The organism is Rathayibacter sp. Leaf248 (genome assembly GCF_920939495.1).
GTDB lineage: Bacteria > Actinomycetota > Actinomycetes > Actinomycetales > Microbacteriaceae > Rathayibacter > Rathayibacter caricis.
On sequence record NZ_CAKLAV010000001.1, the window covers coordinates 694,711 to 710,274 of the forward strand.

Genomic DNA, 15,564 nt, shown 5'->3' on the forward strand with positions numbered 1-15,564 from the left:
AGAGAACCATGACGACCCCTTCCCTCACCCAGTCCAGCGGCACCGCCTACACCCGGATCCTCGGCATCGGAGCGGCGCGCGGCGACCGCGTCGTGCCGAACGACGACCTGATCGAGCCGATCAACTCCTCCGACGAGTGGATCCGCCAGCGCACCGGCATCATCGAGCGCCGCCGCGCCTCGGCCGACGTGCAGGCGGTCGACCTCGCGACCACCGCCTCCCTCGAGGCGATCGAGAAGGCCGGCATCCGCCCCGACCAGATCGGCGTCGTCCTCGTCTCGACCATCAGCAACACGGTGCAGACCCCGTCGCTCGCGGCCCTCCTCGCCGACCGCATCGGCGCCAACCCGGCCCCGGCCTACGACATCTCGGCCGCCTGCGCCGGATACACCTACGGCATCGCGCAGGCCGACTCGTTCATCCGCTCGGGTCTCGCCGAGTACGTGCTCGTCGTCGGCGCCGAGAAGCTCTCGGACCTGGTCAGCCCCACCGACCGCAGCATCTCGTTCCTCCTGGGCGACGGCGCGGGCGCGGCGGTCGTCGGGCCGAGCGACTCGGCCGGCATCTCGAAGACCGTCTGGGGATCGGACGGCTCCCGCTGGGACACCGTCGGCATGGACAACCCGATGCTCGCATACCGCGAGGGCCGCGCCGAGTGGCCCACCCTCCGGCAGGACGGCCCCTCCGTCTTCCGCTGGGCCGTCTGGGACATGGCGAAGGTCGCGAAGCAGGCGCTGGCGGAGGCGGGCGTCGAGCCCTCGGATCTCGCCGCGTTCATCCCGCACCAGGCGAACATGCGCATCATCGACGAGTTCGCCAAGCAGCTCAAGCTGCCGGACACCGTGATGATCGCCCGCGACATCGAGACGACCGGCAACACCTCCGCCGCGTCCATCCCGCTGGCGACCCACCGCCTGCTCGAGGAGCACCCCGAGCTCAGCGGCGGACTCGCCCTGCAGATCGGGTTCGGCGCCGGACTCGTGTTCGGCGCGCAGGTCGTGGTGCTCCCTTAGGGGGCACCGCCCCACCCCTAAACTGACTCACGGTCACTCGACGACAACCCGAACCGAACCCCTCAAGGAGAGCACCATGGCACTGTCCACCGAAGAAGTCCTCGCCGGCCTGGCCGAGCTGGTCAACGACGAGACCGGCATCGCGACCGATTCCGTCGAGATGGACAAGTCGTTCACCGACGACCTCGACATCGACTCCATCTCGATGATGACCATCGTCGTCAACGCCGAGGAGAAGTTCGACGTGAAGATCCCGGACGACGAGGTCAAGAACCTCAAGACGGTGGGCGACGCGGTCACCTTCATCGTCAAGGCGTCCGAGTAGCACTTCCGCGCCCCTGAGGCGGACACCCCGGCCCGGCATCCGCCCGGCCGGGGTGCGCCCGGCACCCACCCCGTCACGGAACAGAGATCGTCGTCATGAGCACCAAGAAAATCGTCGTCACCGGCATCGGAGCCACCACGCCCCTCGGCGGGACCGCCCGGGACTCGTGGAACGCCCTCCTCGCGGGGGAGTCCGGCATCAGCACCATCGAGGCCGAGTGGGTCGCGAAGCACGAGCTGCCCGTGACGTTCGCCGGCCAGGCCAAGGTCCGTCCCGAGGACGTCCTGCCCCGTGCCGAGTTCAAGCGGCTCGATCCCTCCGCCCGTTTCGCCGTGATCTCCGCTCGCGAGGCCTGGGCCGACGCGGGCATCACCGACGTCGATCCGCTGCGCGTCGGCGTCGACTACTCCACCGGCATCGGCGGACTCTGGACGCTGCTCGACGCGTGGGACACCCTGCGCGAGCGCGGACCCCGCCGCGTGCTGCCCATGACCATCCCGATGCTCATGCCCAACGCCGCCGCCGCGGCGATCAGCATGTCCATCCCCTCCCGCGCCTACGCCCGCACCGACGTCTCGGCCTGCGCCTCGAGCACCGAGGCTCTCGCGAACGCCTACGAGCACCTCCAGCGCGGCCTCGCCGACGTCGTCATCGCCGGCGGCACGGAGTCGGTCATCCACCCGCTCCCGCTCGCCGCCTTCGCCGCCATGCAGGCCCTCTCCCGTCGCAACGACGACCCGGCCACCGCCTCCCGCCCCTACGACGTGAGCCGCGACGGCTTCGTCATGGGCGAGGGAGCCGCCTCGCTCGTCCTCGAGACCGAGGAGCACGCCCTGGCCCGCGGCGCCCGCATCTACGCCGAGCTCGCCGGCGGCGCGGTCACCAGCGACTCGTACCACATCACCGCCCCCGACCCCGAGGGCTCCGCCGCCGCCCGGGCGATGATCGCCGCCCTCGAGCAGGCCGGCGCCGACCGCACCGACGTCGTCCACGTCAACGCCCACGCGACCAGCACCCCCGTCGGCGACATCGCCGAGTACCGCGCCCTCGCCCGCGTGTTCGGCGACCACCTCCCGAACATCGCCGTGTCGGCGACGAAGGCCGCCACCGGCCACCTCCTCGGCGGCACCGGCGCCCTCGAGGCGATCTTCACCGTCCTCGCCCTGCACGAGCGCACCGCCCCGCCGACGATCAACCTCACCGAGCAGGACCCCCAGATCCCCCTCGACGTCGTCACCAGCCCCCGCGCCCTCGGCGACGGCCCCCTCGTCGCCCTCTCGAACTCCTTCGGGTTCGGGGGGCACAATGCTGTGGCCGCGTTCCGGTCGGTCTGACGGGGCTTCGCCCCGTGGACCGAGCGGAACGCGGGCTTCGTTGCGCGTAGCGCAACGAAGGCGCGTCCGCTCCCTACGCGGCTGAGTTCCCGAGGGCCGGTGCGGTGCGGCGACGGAGATCCGCTGGGACGCGGATCTCCGGATACGCCTCGCGGCGCTCGGGTGGGCTGCGCGCTGCCCTCCGGGCATCGGCGCGGTGCTCGCCCTACCGGGCATCGGCGCGGTGCTCGCCCTACCGGGGATCGGCAGACGGCTCGCCCTACCGGGCATCGAGACACGGCTCGCCATATCGGGCATCGGCGCACAGTTCGCCCTATCGGGCATCAGCAGACGACCCGCCCGACCGGGCATCGGCGCGCGGCTCGCCCGACCGAGCAACGGCACACAGGCCGCCCTACCGGGCATTGGTGGACAACTCACCCGATCGGTCTTCGGCGCACAGCTTCCGCCGTCCGGCTCCCGCATCAGGATCGCCGACAGGGCATCAGCCATGCCGCGCGCCGTGCCGAGCATCAGCACTCGTCTCCGGGACCCGCGGATCGCGTCCCCGGCTCGCCGAATCGCGTCGGGCTCGCGAGACCACCGGCTTCCAACGAGCCCGTCCCGATCCCACGAGCCGAAACATGGAGAACACGCGCTCTGGCACCTCCGGGCGGCGACGGCCCTCCCGTCGGGCCGATCGCCAGGTGTGAACGGGCTCGGCCCGTTCCCCGCCATCCCCAAAGGTCTGATGACCTCCTGGACCAAACTCCGGATCGCAGAATCGCACTCGGCTCGCGAGATCCGGCGATCCTCAGCGCTTTCCACGAGCCGAGGCTGCGGCACCCGGCCGGCTTCCACCGCGCGAAACTCCCGAGCTCGCCTCCGCACCCGGATCGCCGAGCCCCGCGAGGCGTATCCGGCGATCCGCGTGCCAGCGGATCGCCGTCGCCGAACGCACCCCGCTCTGCAGAACGCGACCCCGTCGCGAAGCCGACCGCGCGACGCCGCGCGAGGAGCGGCGTCGGCACAAGCACAGCCGACCGCGCGACGCCGCGCGAGGAGCGGCGTCGACGATGCACGGAGTCGGCGTCAGCCGACTCCGTGCATCCAGATAACCGGCGCGAAGTCGCTCGCGTACCGGAACGGCTCGAGTTCGTCCTCCCACGCCTGGCCGAGGGCGAGGCGGAGTTCGCGGTGCAGCTCGATGGGGTCGGCGCCGGCGGTCTCCATCGCGGCGCGGACGCGGTCCTCGGGGATGACGGTGTTGCCGACGCTGTCGGTCTGGGCGAAGAAGATCCCGAGGCCGGGAGTGTGCATCCAGCGGCCGCCGTCGACTCCGGGGGACGGCTCCTCGGTGACCTCGTAGCGGACGTCCTCCCAGCCGCGCAGAGCGGAGGCGATGCTCGCGCCGGTGCCGGGGGCACCCTCCCACGCGAACTCGGCGCGCTGCGTTCCGCGCAGGACCGGCTGATCGATCCACTCGAAGTTCACGGCACGACCGAGAGCGCGCCCGGCTCCCCACTCGAGGTGGGGGCAGAGCGCGCGAGGGGCGGAGTGCACGAAGAGCACACCCCGAGTCTGCTGCGCCACCATGCTGTCCTCCGTTCGTCCCGGTGCGTCTTCCCCAACGACCCGGACCACGTACGACTAGCGGTGCATTCTTCGATTGTGCGGTGGACGAGCCACCACGTCAGAGTATGCATCAGCCGTCCCGCGCCGACAAGGCGGCTCGCCGCGCCCGCCCGGGGCGCGCCCGGATCCCCTGCCTATACTCGGCATGTCCGGTGCCCGCTCCCGCTCGGGCCCGTCCGAGAGGAGTCCCGTGTCGGTCCGCGACGGTCTCCTGGCGCTCCTCACCCTCGGTCCCGCCTACGGTCTGCAGCTGCACTCCGAGCTCCTCGATCGCGCGGCGCACCGCCGCCGCGTCAACGTGGGCCAGATCTACTCGACGCTCGAGCGCCTGCGCGAGCGCGGTCTCGTCGTCCCGGCCGGAGCGACGGAGGACGGACTCCCTCTGCATGCGTTGACCGACGACGGCCGCGCGGAGGCGTCCGCCTGGCTCCACGGCGACGGCGCCTCGGCGCAGGAGGACTGGGACGACGTCCTCGACCGCATCCTGCTCGCGTCGACCCTCGAGGAGGCCGACCTCGATGCGGTCCTGGCCGCGTACTCGGTCGCGCTCCCGGAGGACGAGGAGCCCGTCGACGACCACCCGCAGCGCCGCCTCGCCGCCCGCGCCCTCCGGGTCCGCGACGACGCCCTGCGGAGCCTGCTCGACGCGGCCCGCGAGGAGCTGTCCGGAGCGGAGGCGGCGGCGGGCGTCCGCGGCTTCACGCTCGAGCGTCCGCGCCGGGGCCGGAGAGCGGTGTCCCGGGACGAGACAGGCGAAGGGGCCGTCGCTTAGGCTGGAGCGCATGTCCCGCTCCCCTCTCGGCCTCCGCGTCGCCTCGCGCACGCGTCGACGCCTGATCGCGGCGGGTACCGGCACTCTCCTCGTCCTCTGCGCCTCCCTCGCCTCGCCGCTCACCGCGTCCGCCGCGTACGATCCGGCCGATTACCCGTCGTGGTCCGACGTCGAGGCCGCGAAGGACAGCGAAGGCGCCACGGCGGCCGAGGTCGACAGGATCACGGCCTTCCTGGCCGATCTCCGCGATCAGGCCGCCGAGCTCACCGACGCCGCCATCGCCCGGGCATCCGAAGCCGACGCCGCTCGAACCGCCCTCGATGAAGCGGGTCAGCGCGTCACCGCGCTCGAGAGCCGCGCCGATGCGGCGCGCTCCGCCGCCGACGCCGCGAAGGAGCAGGCCGGTCGGCTCGCCGCCCAGCTCTACCGCACCGGCGGCACCGACGCCACGCTCAACCTCCTCGTCGGCGGACAGGAGTCGGACGAGCTGCTGTACCACATCGGCACGATGAGCCAGCTGACGCTCCAGACGAGCACGCTGCAGACGGCGGCCGAGACGAGCGAGAACGAGGCCGGCGCTCTCGCCGCCCAGGCCGAGAAGGCCCGGTCCGAGCGGGTCGCGCTCGCCGACGCGGCCGGCCGCGCCCTCGACGAGGCCGAGGCGGCGCAGTCGGCGGCCGACGCGAAGGTGGCCGAGCAGGAGCAGTACAGCTCGACGCTCTACGCCCAGCTCGCCGAGCTCAAGGACACGACCGCCGCGCTCGAGGAGCAGTACGCGACCGGGCAGCAGGAGAAGGCGGTCTTCGAGGACCAGCAGCGCCGTGCCAGGGAGGCCGCTCAGCAGGAGGCGATCCGCACCGCGCCGTCCGCCGGCTCGCGTCCCGTTGCCGCTGCTCCCGCCCCTGCCGCTCCGGGCGGCGGGCCGCTGCAGCTCGGGAACGACGACCCGACCGGAGCGCGCAACAGCTCCGCCGAGACCATCGCGGCCCTCAGCACCTACGCGGGCCGCACCGACGGCCTGTCCCCCTCGCAGGCGCAGGCGTACGCACGGACGGTCCTCGGGAACTACGGTTGGGGGCAGGACCAGATGGACTCGTGCCTCGTCCCACTCTGGAACGGGGAGTCCGGCTGGCGCTGGAACGCTCTGAACCGCTCCTCCGGCGCCTACGGGATCCCGCAGGCGCTGCCGGCGAGCAAGATGGCCTCGTCCGGGTCGGACTACCAGACCAGCGCGGCGACGCAGGTGAACTGGGGCCTCTCGTACATCAAGAGCTCGTACGGATCGCCCTGCAACGCCTGGGCGAAGTGGAACTCCCGCTCGCCGCACTGGTACTGAGCCCGCGTCTCACTTCGCCTCGTCGTAGGCGTCGACCACCGCCACGGTCACGGGGAAGTCGATGTCCGCTCCGCCGAAGAGGGCGCGGCCCGCGCGGGCGGCCGACTCCCGGACGATCCCGGCGACCTGCTCGGCGACGTCCGCCGGTGCGTGCACGATCACCTCGTCGTGCAGGAAGTACACCAGGTGCGCCCGATCCAGGCCCGGGCCGCCGTCGCGCAGTCGGGCGCGCAGATCGCCCATCCAGCAGAGCGCCCACTCGGCGGCGGTGCCCTGCACGACGAAGTTCCGGGTGAAGCGGCCCCAGTCCCGCGCCCGCTGAGCGCTGCGCGCGTCGGGACTCTCGTCGTTCGCTCCGACCGCTCCCGGAGGGGAGCTGCGGCCGAGCCAGGTCGAGACGCTCTCGCCCCGCTCCCCCGCGCGGGCGGCGGCCTCGACGTGCGCGACGGAACGCGGGTAGGCCCGGGTGAGCCGCGGCAGGAGGCTCCCCGCCTCCCCGCTGGTCGCTCCGTACATCGCACCGAGCATCGCGACCTTGGCCCGCGGACGGTCGGGGACGACCCCGGCGTCGACGATGCCCTGATAGAGGTCGCGTCCACGCCCCGCTGCGGCCATGGCGGAGTCGCCCGCCAGCGCGGCGAGGATCCGGGGCTCCAGCTGCGCGGCGTCGGCCACGACGAGCTTCCAGCCGTCGTCGGCGACCACGGCGGCGCGGATCTGCCGCGGGAGCTGCAGCGCGCCTCCGCCCGACGTCGCCCAGCGACCGGTGACCACGCCTCCCACGACGTACTCCGGCCGGAACCGGCCGCCGTGCACCCAGGCGTCGAGCCACGCCCAGCCGTTCGCGGTCAGCAGCCGCGAGAGCTTCTTGTACTCCAGGAGCGGCGGGATCACCGGGTGCTCGAGGGACTGGAGCTCCCACGAGCGGGTCGACTCGACGGCCAGACCGGCGCGGCGGAGCGAGCGGATGAGGTCGGCGGGCGAGTCGGGGTTGAGCTCGGGTGCCGCCAGAGCCGAGCGGATGCGATCGGCCAGCGCCTCGAGACGGGCGGGGCGACCGCCGAAGACGGGCCGCGGACCGAGCGCCTCCGTCAGCACGCGGTCGTGCACGTCGGCGCGCCAGGGCAGGCCCGTGGCGGCGATCTCGCGCGCGATGAGCGCGCCGACCGACTCCGCCGCGAGGAGCAGGCGCAGTCGGCCCGGCTGCGAGGACGCCGTGACCGCCTCCTCCTGCCGGGCGAGCTCGACGACGGGGTCGAGCTCGGCGGGGTCGGCGTCGGCCTCCTCGAAGCCGACGAGCGTGTCGGTGGCGGCGGGCGCGACGGCGTCCGAGTCCCACGCGTCGCGGGGAGCTCGTGCGAGCGGCGAGCCCGCTGCGGCGACCGAGCGGCGGAGGATCGCGCGGCCGAGCCGCAGATCGTGGCACCGCGACACGCGGACGTCGGCATCGAGCAGCGCGGGATACCAGCGCGACGTGTCGTCCCACACCCAGCGCGGACGCCGGGACTCGTTCACCCGGACGAACCGGGCGAGGTCCCCGGCGCCGCGACCGCTCCCCTCGGGCGACGACTCCCCCGTCTCGGCGACGGAGACGGCCCACCAGGCACCCGAGGGTGAACCGGCGAGGACGAGGAGCATCCGTCCATTCTCCTCCGGCGAGCGGACGCCCCCGGCGCCGGGACCGCTCATCCCTGACGCTGCGAGGCCGGGTAGCCGGGGAAGGGCTTCTCCTGCGCGGTCGGCGGCTGACGCTCCCAGAGCGCCTTCGCGATGGTCTCCATGTCGCGGGAGTAGCCGACGAGCGTCCGCTTCTCGGGCTCGGCCGCCCAGGTCACCGCACGGAACCAGGTCTCGCGGTACGGGCCCGTCTCGATCCGGCGCACGAGTCCGATTCGGCCGGTGCGCACGGCGTCGACCATGACCCACTCGTCCGGGCCGCTGCTGCGCAGCATCTGCAGTGGACTCCACTCGATCATCGCGCCTCCCCGCCGTTCGCTCGTGGCCGTGGCGGGTGACTTCGCCGCGGCGTACACTCGCAGACTATCGAACACATGTTCGAACGGCCAACCGCCACCGGAGCATCCGGGCGGGTCGCCGACGAGGAGGAACGGGGCGCGAGGATGGCGGTGATCGACGAGACGGCGCTGGTCTCGACCGACGGCGAGGGCGTGCCGATCGCACTCGACTGGCGGGGCGGGCGCTACCGGGTGACCGACCGGCCGACGGTGTGGACCTGCACGAGCGCCTGGTGGGCACCGCTCGAGGGCTTCCGGCCCACGTTCGGACGACCGCCCGTGAGCATCGGGGGCTGGCGGTTCCAGGCGACCCACGTCGAGACGGGCGGATCGTTCGTCCTCGACGTCATCGCGTCGACGGAACCGAGCTGGAGCGTCGTGCGGGTGTACGAGTGAGGCGCGACGGCGCCGGTGCTACTTGTCGGCCGACCAGGGCGCCACGGTCATGGCGATCAGGGCGGCAGTGCCCGAGACGAGGCCGGCGGCGGTGATACCTGCGATGACGAGCCAGAGCACGAGTTCCATACGACGAGTCTACCGAGCGCGTCGAGTCCTCCTTCCATCCCCCGGCTATGGAATACCGTCGGAGGAGTGACCGACGCCCCGACCCGTGCCAGCGTCGGACTGCGCTCCGAGCGCGGTCCGATCCTCCTCTCGCTGATGATCTCGACCGCACTGGTCGCCCTCGACGCCACGATCCTCGCGACGGCCGTGCCGTCGATCGTCGACGACCTCGGCGGATTCGCCCAGTTCCCCTGGCTGTTCTCGATCTACCTGCTCGCGCAGGCCGTCTCGGTCCCCCTGTACGGCAAGCTCTCGGACGTGATCGGGCGCAAGCCCATCATGCTGATCGGCATCGGGCTGTTCCTCCTCGGCTCCCTGCTCTGCGGGCTGGCCTGGAGCATGCCGGCGCTGATCGCCTTCCGGGCCCTGCAGGGGCTCGGCGCGGGTGCGATCCAGCCCATGGGCATCACCATCGCGGGCGACATCTACACGGTCGCCGAGCGCGCGAAGACCCAGGGCTACCTGGCGAGCGTCTGGGGGATCTCCTCCGTCGTCGGGCCGACCCTCGGCGGTGTGCTGTCGGACCTCGGCGCCTGGCGCGGGATCTTCCTGATCAACATCCCGCTCTGCCTGCTCGCCGCGTTCCTCCTCATCCGGAGCTTCCGCGAGACGACCAGAGGCGAGCGGCAGCCGATCGACGTCGCCGGAGCGGCCGTCCTCGCCGTCGGCACCGCGCTGCTGATCCTCGGCCTGCTCGAAGGAGGGACGGCCTGGCCGTGGCTCTCGCCGGCCGGGATCGGAGTGTTCGCCCTCTCGGCCCTCGCCTTCGCCGTGTTCGTCGCGATCGAGCGGCGCGCCAGTGCCCCGGTGCTGCCGCTCTGGGTGCTCAGCCGTCGCCTCCTGCTGTCGACGAGTCTCGTGTCCGCCGCCGTCGGCGCGATCACCCTCGGCGTCACGTCCTACTTCCCGACCTTCGCCCAGGGCGTGCTCGGCAGCTCGGCGCTCGGAGCGGGCTTCGCCGTCGCCGCGATGACGCTCGGCTGGCCCGTCGCGGCGAGCCTGTCGGGGCGCCTCTACCTCCGCATCGGCTTCCGCAGCACGGGATTCATCGGAGCGGGGCTCGTCGTCGTCGGCACCGCGCTGACGATCCTCCTCGGCAGCACCTCGACGCTCTGGCACATCGCAGGATTCTGCGTGCTGATCGGTGCGGGCATGGGTCTCGTGGCGACTCCGACCCTCATCCGGGCGCAGTCCAGCGTCGAGTGGAGCGAGCGCGGCGTCGTGTCCTCGACCAACTTCTTCGCCCGCAACATCGGCAGCGCGGTCGCGGTCGCGGTCTTCGGCGCGATCGTCAACGCCGCGACCGGCGACGGCACTCCCGCCCCCGAGGATCTGGCCGCCGGGACGCGGTTCGTGTGCATCGCGCTCGCGGTCGTCGCCATCGGCATGCTCGCGGCGGTCGCGGCGATGCCGAAGGAGGGGCGCCCCGACGCCGTCTGATCAGTCGCGCGTGCGATCGGCTCCTGCGGCGATCGCGCGGCGCGACGAAGCGATCCGCTGCAGCCGTACGATCCGGGAGCGACGGACCCGGTGCGTCCAACGCAGCACGGGGTCGCCGAGACCCGGGTGCCGACGGAGCGTGTGCAGCGCGCGGTCGAGGCGGCGCATCATGTCCCTCGCCGCGCCGAACGGCCGCGCCGAGATGCCGACCTCGAGGTGACGGTCGAGCACGATGCGGTGGCGCACGCCGAGGTGCACGCTGATCTCGACGTCGTCGTGCACGTACGAGTCCTCGCGGTGCATCTCCTCCGCGATCTCCTGCCACGCGGAGCGGCGGATCGCGCAGTTCGACCCGAACAGCGGCCAGTGGGACAGGGCGGAGCCCATCAGGGCGAAGTACGCGTCCATGTAGACCACGCGGGCGAGCAGGCGGGGCACGGGGCTCAGCTCGACGAAGCGGCCCGGGCCGGTCACCGCTCCGACCGTCGGATCCGCGAAGTGGCCGGCGAGCCGTGCGATCCAGTCCGGTCCCGGCTGCGAGTCGGCGTCCAGCCGCGCCAGCACGTCGCCCTCGGCGGCGTCGAAGCCGAACGCCGTGCTCGCGGGGATCCCGCTCCCCTCGTGCACGACGACCCGGGCGCCGAACGCCCGAGCCACTTCGGCACTGTCGTCGGTGCTGCCGTCGTCGACGACCACGACCTCGAGGGGGGCGAGGGTCTGCTCGGCGAGGAGGGCGAGCAGCCGCTCGAGGTGGCGGGCGTCGTCCTTGACGGGGACGACGACCGAGATGCGACGGTGTTCCATCCGCCCAGTCAACGCGATGCGAGGGGCCGGAGGGACCCTCCCACGCCGGACGCGCGTCTCGCGCTCGTGTCAAGCCGGTCCCGTCGGCCTCCTCCGGATGCTCGGATCGAGGTGACGACGACGAACCCACTCGGCATCAGGAGACGACATGACCCACGGACCTCGAGACTTCCAGCCGACGCGCGCCGTCGTGACGGCATCGGACTCCGGCATCGGCCGAGCGACGGCCGTCGCCCTGGCCCGGGCCGGGATGGACGTCGGCATCACCTGGCACAGCGACGAGGAGGGAGCGAACGGCACCGCGGAGGAGGTCCGCTCCCACGGCCGCCGCGCCGAGATCGCGCAGCTCGATGCGACAGAGCTCGACCGGGCGGGGGACGTGATCGACGATCTCGCCGAGCGCCTGGGCGGCCTCGACGTGTTCGTGAACAACGCGGGTGGCGGAGGCGGCGAGCCCTTCCTCGAGCAGAGCGTCGAGAGCTGGCGGAGCACGGTGGCGCTGAACCTCGACGGGGCCTTCGTCTGCCTGCAGCGTGCGGCGCGGCGGATGGTGGACGCGGGCACCGGAGGACGGCTGATCGCCGTCACCAGCGTGCACGAGCACCAGCCCCGCGTCGGAGCCGGAGCGTATGTCGCGGCCAAGCACGGACTCGGCGGGCTGCTCAAGGTCGCCGCACTCGAGCTCGGGGCGCACGGGATCACCGTCAATGCCGTCGCTCCCGGCGAGATCGCGACCCCGATGAACGACGCGGACGACGTCGATCCCTTCACGATCGACCGTCCCGGCATCCCGCTCGGCCGTCCCGGCGACGCGCGCGAGATCGCCGCCGTCATCGCGTTCCTCGCCTCCCCCGGAGCCGCCTACGTCACCGGCTCCTCGTACGTGGTCGACGGCGGCATGCTGCAGATGGGCCCGCAGGCCGGCTCGCACCTGCTGCAGGACGACTGGCGTGAGGCCTGAGCGACTCCCCGCGCCGCTCCCCCGACCGGTACTCTCGAAGAGGTGCTCCGGCGGGCGGAGCGCCGTGCTCGGGATGTAGGTGACGCGCGTGTGGTTCCGCCGTCGACGCCGACTCAAGATGAAGCCGTACGACCCCGATGAGAACCCCTCGCGCGAGCCGGTCTCGGTCGAGGAGGCGACCGAGGAGGGTCTGATGCTCGCCGAGTACGCGAGCCGGATGGCCGTGAAGAACCGCGTGCTCATGGACGGGCTCACCGCCGACGTCCCCTTCGACGTAGGCCACTACTCGCGGGCCGCCGCGCTCGAGCTGACGAAGCTCGCCGACGAGTCCGTGGCCGCGGCCGAGCGCCTGCGCGCGATCGCCGCCGAGGCGACCTCGGTGGGCGGTCGCTCCGACCACGTGCACGACTACCGCTCGGCCGACGTCGACAATCTCGACCACCGCGAGCGGCTCTCGCTGGCGGTCGCCGACACCCTCCGCCGCCGTGCCGAGGACGACGAGTACCTCGCCGGACTCGTGGATGGAGCGAGGCAGGACGCCTGGCGCGAGCTCTCGCAGTCGATCGAGGAGACCCTCGACCGCGCACCGCGGATCGACCCGGACGACGAGGAGTACCGGCGCGACCGCTCCGTGCGGATGGCGCTGGTCGTCATCGACGACCTCGCCAAGCTCGCCCAGGACCGCGGCGTCGACCTCGAGCCCTGAGCAGGGCGCGCCTCGGTTCAGGCCCAGCCGGCGCGGAACGACTCCGTCGCCTCGGTCGACCTCTCGCGCACCGCCTCGAGCAGCTGCTCCATCGACTCGCTCCGGAGGAACGCCAGCCGGTCGAGCTCCGTCACCGGGGCGACGCCCGCGAGCTGCCACGCGTGCGCGGCCGGATCCTCGGCGAGCTCGACGACGGCGCCGTAGCGTTGCTCGACGAACTCGCTCGCCACGGCCAGCGCCGTGCGCACCGCGGACTCCGCGGCGGTCAGCGCCTCGGCGAGACGCGGCTCCCATTCCAGGTCGGGCAGCAGGCGGACCTCGGCGCGCGGGTACGGGTCGTCCTCGTACCAGCGGACGACCTCGAAGCGGTGCTCGCCGACCGAGTCGATGGTGACGAACGACTCCGCGCCGTCGATGTTCAGGATGCGCGCCACGGTGCCGACCGCGAAGCGCTGATCGCCACCGCCCACCTCCTGGCCGCGCTCGATGAGGACCACGCCGAAGGACAGGCTCTCGTCCTCGAGCACGTCGCCGAGCATCCGCAGGTACCGCGGCTCGAAGAGCCGGAGCGGGAGCGGCATGTGCGGCAGGAGCACGGAGCCGAGCGGGAACATCGGGAGGTCAGGCACAGGACCAGGGAATCATGTCCGGCAGTCGGCGGCCAGTACGGGCGTCCGGGCGGCGGACGTGCTAGCGATCACGCCGTCGACTCCGGCCGCGGTCCGAGGACGGCGACCACGAGCTCCTCGGCGTCCGCCAGGTAGCCGAGCAGCGCGGCCGTCTCCCGGGCCTCCGCGAGCCCGGCGATCGTCGGCGCGCTGAACACCCCGTCGGCGGGGTCGCGGAGCAGGATCCCGCCGCGCGCGAGCGCCACCGCCGTGTCGTCGTCGAGCAGCCATGCGTTCACCCCGGCCGTCTCGACCGTCGCGTCGACGGACCGCCGCCCTCGACCGGTGTGGATCCGGGTCGCCGACCGGACGGGGAGCGGCGCGACCGTCAGGTCCCCCCTGTTCACCGCGCGGGTCACCGCGTCGGACAGGACGCCCCGCCCCAGATCGTGCAGCCGCGTCACGAGCTCGATGTGCTCCACCGGTGATCCTCCGTCGTCCCTCGCGGCCGGCGGGGACGAGACGGGCGGGCCCTCTCGCCCGCGGCAGGCCTCCTGCAGTGCGGGTGAACGCTCCGTCGCCTCCACGACCCAGGGTAGAGAGGAGAGGTCCCGCGCCGCGCCCCCCGTCATGGACGGCGGCACCTGCTGTTCACCCGGCTGGTGCATCATTCTCCGGTGGCTGCTGACGTGAACCTCGACGAGATCGCTTCCGAAGTTGCGGCGCGCCTGCGCGCCCGCTTCCCCGACCACTCGGCCGAGGAGGTCGACGCGACCGTCCGCGCCGAGCTCGACGCCCTCGCCGACCGCCCGGTCCGCGACTACCTCTCGGTGCTCACCGAGCGTGCCGCGAAGTCCCGCCTGAAGAAGTCGCCCTCCGCCTGACGGCCCCCGACTCCGCAGAAATTGTCGTACTCGGCGTCGAGTACGACGACTTCCGCTGACTCGAAGGACCTCGAGTCCGGAGAGACTGCGTTCACCCGGTCGCATCTGCGAAGCTCGACACTCCAAGCGTCCGCGGGGTCTCAGGCACCTGACCCGATGTCGTGTGGCTAGACGGACGCGCCGATGACGGCGAGCAGTTCGCCGAATCTCGGGGCATCGAGGATCTCGATCCTCTGACCCGCTAGCGCGAGTTCCCGCGCCTTCAGCACTTTCGCACTGACGATCTCGCCCGGCTTGAGCTCTCCCGGACCGAAAGTGCCCATCACCACGAGGGTCGTCTTTCTCGTGACGTTCGAGCCGATGCTGGCTCCGTGCGCGGCGACCAGCGCCTGAGCCTTCTTCCGCGGCATGCCGTCGATCTCCCCGGTGAAGACGACTGTCTCCCCGAACAGCGGACCGGTCGGATCGGCGTCCGCGGCGGGGGCCGGGAAATCCGCGAGACGAGTGTAGGCAGCGCGGGCGGACGTCTTCGGCACCCGACTGTCACTCCAGAGATGATGAACATCGTGACGCCCGAGACGGCGCCCGAGGGCGAGAGCCACTTCAGCGCTGGCGACAGCATCGGCTTCCGCATCGTGGTGGTCGTCGAGGACCACCCCGAGGTGTGCGGCGACGGTCGGCAGACGGTAGGAGTCCAGGGCCAGATGAGCTTTCGCCAGCACCACCGTGCACAGGAGGTCCGGAACAGGCGCGTCAAGCATCGCCAACTTGTGTGCGGCTGCGATCACTCCCTTCTCGAAGGGCGCGTTGTGAGCGATGACCGGATCGTCTCCGATGACCGTGTCCAACCATCCTGCGACCGCCGCCCAGTCCGGAGCGGTCTCGCAGTCCTCCCATCTCAGCCCGTGGATACCCGTGTTCCTCAGGGAGAAGTCGTCTCCTGTCAGCGGCCGGATGAGGGTCGACGCGCGATAGCTGATCACCCCGTTGGTCACCCGAGCGACACCGACAGCGCAGGCCGAGCCTCGCTGCGCGTTCGCCGTCTCGAAGTCGATCGCTGTGAAGGTGAGGGGCATCCGCGGTTCTCCTCTGGCTGGCGGGCAGTCCTCGGATCTTCGCAGCAGCGAGCGCTCGTGAACGCGCACTGGACGACGCGTGTCGCGTAGGTTCTCGAGCCGCCTTCCTGGG

The 15,564-nt window shown here is 72.2% G+C and carries 17 protein-coding genes; 10 read left to right on the forward strand and 7 right to left on the reverse strand.

What is annotated here, in order from left to right; translation table 11 throughout:
• The first annotated feature begins 8 nt into the window (after positions 1-8).
• The 3 genes from LRG51_RS03545 to LRG51_RS03555 all read left to right on the forward strand — a co-directional run bounded on the left by LRG51_RS03545 (position 9) and on the right by LRG51_RS03555 (position 2,672).
• Positions 9-1,013, forward strand: a complete 1,005-nt coding sequence (locus tag LRG51_RS03545; protein WP_230671215.1) for a beta-ketoacyl-ACP synthase III — start codon at positions 9-11, stop codon at positions 1,011-1,013.
• Positions 1,014-1,089: 76 nt separating this feature from the next.
• Positions 1,090-1,338, forward strand: coding sequence for an acyl carrier protein (locus LRG51_RS03550; RefSeq protein WP_055792757.1), 249 nt, complete (start codon positions 1,090-1,092; stop codon positions 1,336-1,338).
• Between the two features lie 95 nt (positions 1,339-1,433).
• On the forward strand, positions 1,434-2,672 hold the full coding sequence (locus tag LRG51_RS03555) for a beta-ketoacyl-[acyl-carrier-protein] synthase family protein (protein WP_055792760.1): 1,239 nt from the start codon (positions 1,434-1,436) through the stop codon (positions 2,670-2,672).
• Between the two features lie 1,071 nt (positions 2,673-3,743).
• On the opposite strand, the gene LRG51_RS03560 is transcribed toward LRG51_RS03555, so the two are convergent.
• Positions 3,744-4,247, reverse strand: a complete 504-nt coding sequence (locus LRG51_RS03560; RefSeq protein WP_055792765.1) for a DUF3145 domain-containing protein — start codon at positions 4,245-4,247, stop codon at positions 3,744-3,746.
• 229 nt (positions 4,248-4,476) lie between these two features.
• Here LRG51_RS03560 and LRG51_RS03565 point away from each other — a divergent pair, with 229 nt between their 5' ends.
• Positions 4,477-5,058, forward strand: coding sequence for a PadR family transcriptional regulator (locus LRG51_RS03565; protein ID WP_055792768.1), 582 nt, complete (start codon positions 4,477-4,479; stop codon positions 5,056-5,058).
• A 10-nt stretch (positions 5,059-5,068) separates the two neighbouring features.
• A complete protein-coding gene (locus LRG51_RS03570) occupies positions 5,069-6,394 on the forward strand; it encodes a hypothetical protein (RefSeq protein ID WP_230671217.1) in 1,326 nt (441 codons plus the stop codon).
• 9 nt (positions 6,395-6,403) lie between these two features.
• Here LRG51_RS03570 and LRG51_RS03575 read toward each other — a convergent pair whose 3' ends face one another.
• Entirely contained in the window at positions 6,404-8,032 is a 1,629-nt protein-coding gene (locus tag LRG51_RS03575; protein ID WP_230671219.1) for a bifunctional 3'-5' exonuclease/DNA polymerase, read from the reverse strand.
• Between the two features lie 47 nt (positions 8,033-8,079).
• On the reverse strand, positions 8,080-8,370 hold the full coding sequence (locus LRG51_RS03580) for a hypothetical protein (RefSeq protein ID WP_055792776.1): 291 nt from the start codon (positions 8,368-8,370) through the stop codon (positions 8,080-8,082).
• Positions 8,371-8,445: 75 nt separating this feature from the next.
• On the opposite strand from LRG51_RS03580, the gene LRG51_RS03585 reads away from it, so the two are divergent.
• Positions 8,446-8,805, forward strand: coding sequence for a hypothetical protein (locus LRG51_RS03585; RefSeq protein ID WP_230671221.1), 360 nt, complete (start codon positions 8,446-8,448; stop codon positions 8,803-8,805).
• Between the two features lie 264 nt (positions 8,806-9,069).
• Positions 9,070-10,413 (forward strand): MFS transporter, encoded by a 1,344-nt coding sequence (locus tag LRG51_RS03590; protein ID WP_230673076.1) that lies wholly within the window; start codon positions 9,070-9,072, stop codon positions 10,411-10,413.
• Here LRG51_RS03590 and LRG51_RS03595 read toward each other — a convergent pair whose 3' ends face one another.
• The gene (locus LRG51_RS03595; RefSeq protein ID WP_230671223.1) at positions 10,414-11,217 is read right to left on the reverse strand and encodes a glycosyltransferase; all 804 of its coding nucleotides are present in this window, start codon (positions 11,215-11,217) and stop codon (positions 10,414-10,416) included.
• A 148-nt stretch (positions 11,218-11,365) separates the two neighbouring features.
• Between LRG51_RS03595 and LRG51_RS03600 the strand changes: the two genes are divergently transcribed.
• Entirely contained in the window at positions 11,366-12,178 is an 813-nt protein-coding gene (locus tag LRG51_RS03600) for an SDR family oxidoreductase (protein WP_230671225.1), read from the forward strand.
• A 79-nt stretch (positions 12,179-12,257) separates the two neighbouring features.
• Complete coding sequence (locus tag LRG51_RS03605; RefSeq protein WP_230671227.1) at positions 12,258-12,884, forward strand: hypothetical protein; 627 nt, start codon at positions 12,258-12,260, stop codon at positions 12,882-12,884.
• A gap of 17 nt (positions 12,885-12,901) precedes the next feature.
• Here LRG51_RS03605 and LRG51_RS03610 read toward each other — a convergent pair whose 3' ends face one another.
• Positions 12,902-13,513 carry an LON peptidase substrate-binding domain-containing protein gene (locus LRG51_RS03610; RefSeq protein ID WP_230671229.1) on the reverse strand — a complete coding sequence of 204 codons (612 nt, stop codon included), beginning with the start codon at positions 13,511-13,513 and terminating at the stop codon, positions 12,902-12,904.
• 68 nt (positions 13,514-13,581) lie between these two features.
• Entirely contained in the window at positions 13,582-13,974 is a 393-nt protein-coding gene (locus tag LRG51_RS03615) for a hypothetical protein (protein WP_230671231.1), read from the reverse strand.
• 195 nt (positions 13,975-14,169) lie between these two features.
• Between LRG51_RS03615 and LRG51_RS03620 the strand changes: the two genes are divergently transcribed.
• Positions 14,170-14,376, forward strand: a complete 207-nt coding sequence (locus LRG51_RS03620) for a three-helix bundle dimerization domain-containing protein (RefSeq protein WP_230671233.1) — start codon at positions 14,170-14,172, stop codon at positions 14,374-14,376.
• Positions 14,377-14,543: 167 nt separating this feature from the next.
• Here LRG51_RS03620 and LRG51_RS03625 read toward each other — a convergent pair whose 3' ends face one another.
• A complete protein-coding gene (locus LRG51_RS03625) occupies positions 14,544-15,452 on the reverse strand; it encodes an exonuclease domain-containing protein (protein ID WP_055792806.1) in 909 nt (302 codons plus the stop codon).
• Between the last annotated feature and the right edge of the window lie 112 nt (positions 15,453-15,564).

Bases quoted from the DNA above. Each gene is read 5' to 3' on its own strand.
- LRG51_RS03555 (WP_055792760.1), top strand. From the start codon at position 1,434: ATGAGCACCAAGAAAATCGTCGTCACCGGCATCGGAGCCACCACGCCC.
- LRG51_RS03560 (WP_055792765.1), bottom strand. From the start codon at position 4,247: ATGGTGGCGCAGCAGACTCGGGGTGTGCTCTTCGTGCACTCCGCCCCT.
- LRG51_RS03580 (WP_055792776.1), bottom strand. From the start codon at position 8,370: ATGATCGAGTGGAGTCCACTGCAGATGCTGCGCAGCAGCGGCCCGGAC.
- LRG51_RS03570 (WP_230671217.1), top strand. From the start codon at position 5,069: ATGTCCCGCTCCCCTCTCGGCCTCCGCGTCGCCTCGCGCACGCGTCGA.
- LRG51_RS03585 (WP_230671221.1), top strand. From the start codon at position 8,446: ATGTTCGAACGGCCAACCGCCACCGGAGCATCCGGGCGGGTCGCCGAC.
- LRG51_RS03625 (WP_055792806.1), bottom strand. From the start codon at position 15,452: ATGCCCCTCACCTTCACAGCGATCGACTTCGAGACGGCGAACGCGCAG.
- LRG51_RS03545 (WP_230671215.1), top strand. From the start codon at position 9: ATGACGACCCCTTCCCTCACCCAGTCCAGCGGCACCGCCTACACCCGG.
- LRG51_RS03590 (WP_230673076.1), top strand. From the start codon at position 9,070: ATGATCTCGACCGCACTGGTCGCCCTCGACGCCACGATCCTCGCGACG.
- LRG51_RS03550 (WP_055792757.1), top strand. From the start codon at position 1,090: ATGGCACTGTCCACCGAAGAAGTCCTCGCCGGCCTGGCCGAGCTGGTC.
- LRG51_RS03595 (WP_230671223.1), bottom strand. From the start codon at position 11,217: ATGGAACACCGTCGCATCTCGGTCGTCGTCCCCGTCAAGGACGACGCC.
- LRG51_RS03575 (WP_230671219.1), bottom strand. From the start codon at position 8,032: ATGCTCCTCGTCCTCGCCGGTTCACCCTCGGGTGCCTGGTGGGCCGTC.
- LRG51_RS03600 (WP_230671225.1), top strand. From the start codon at position 11,366: ATGACCCACGGACCTCGAGACTTCCAGCCGACGCGCGCCGTCGTGACG.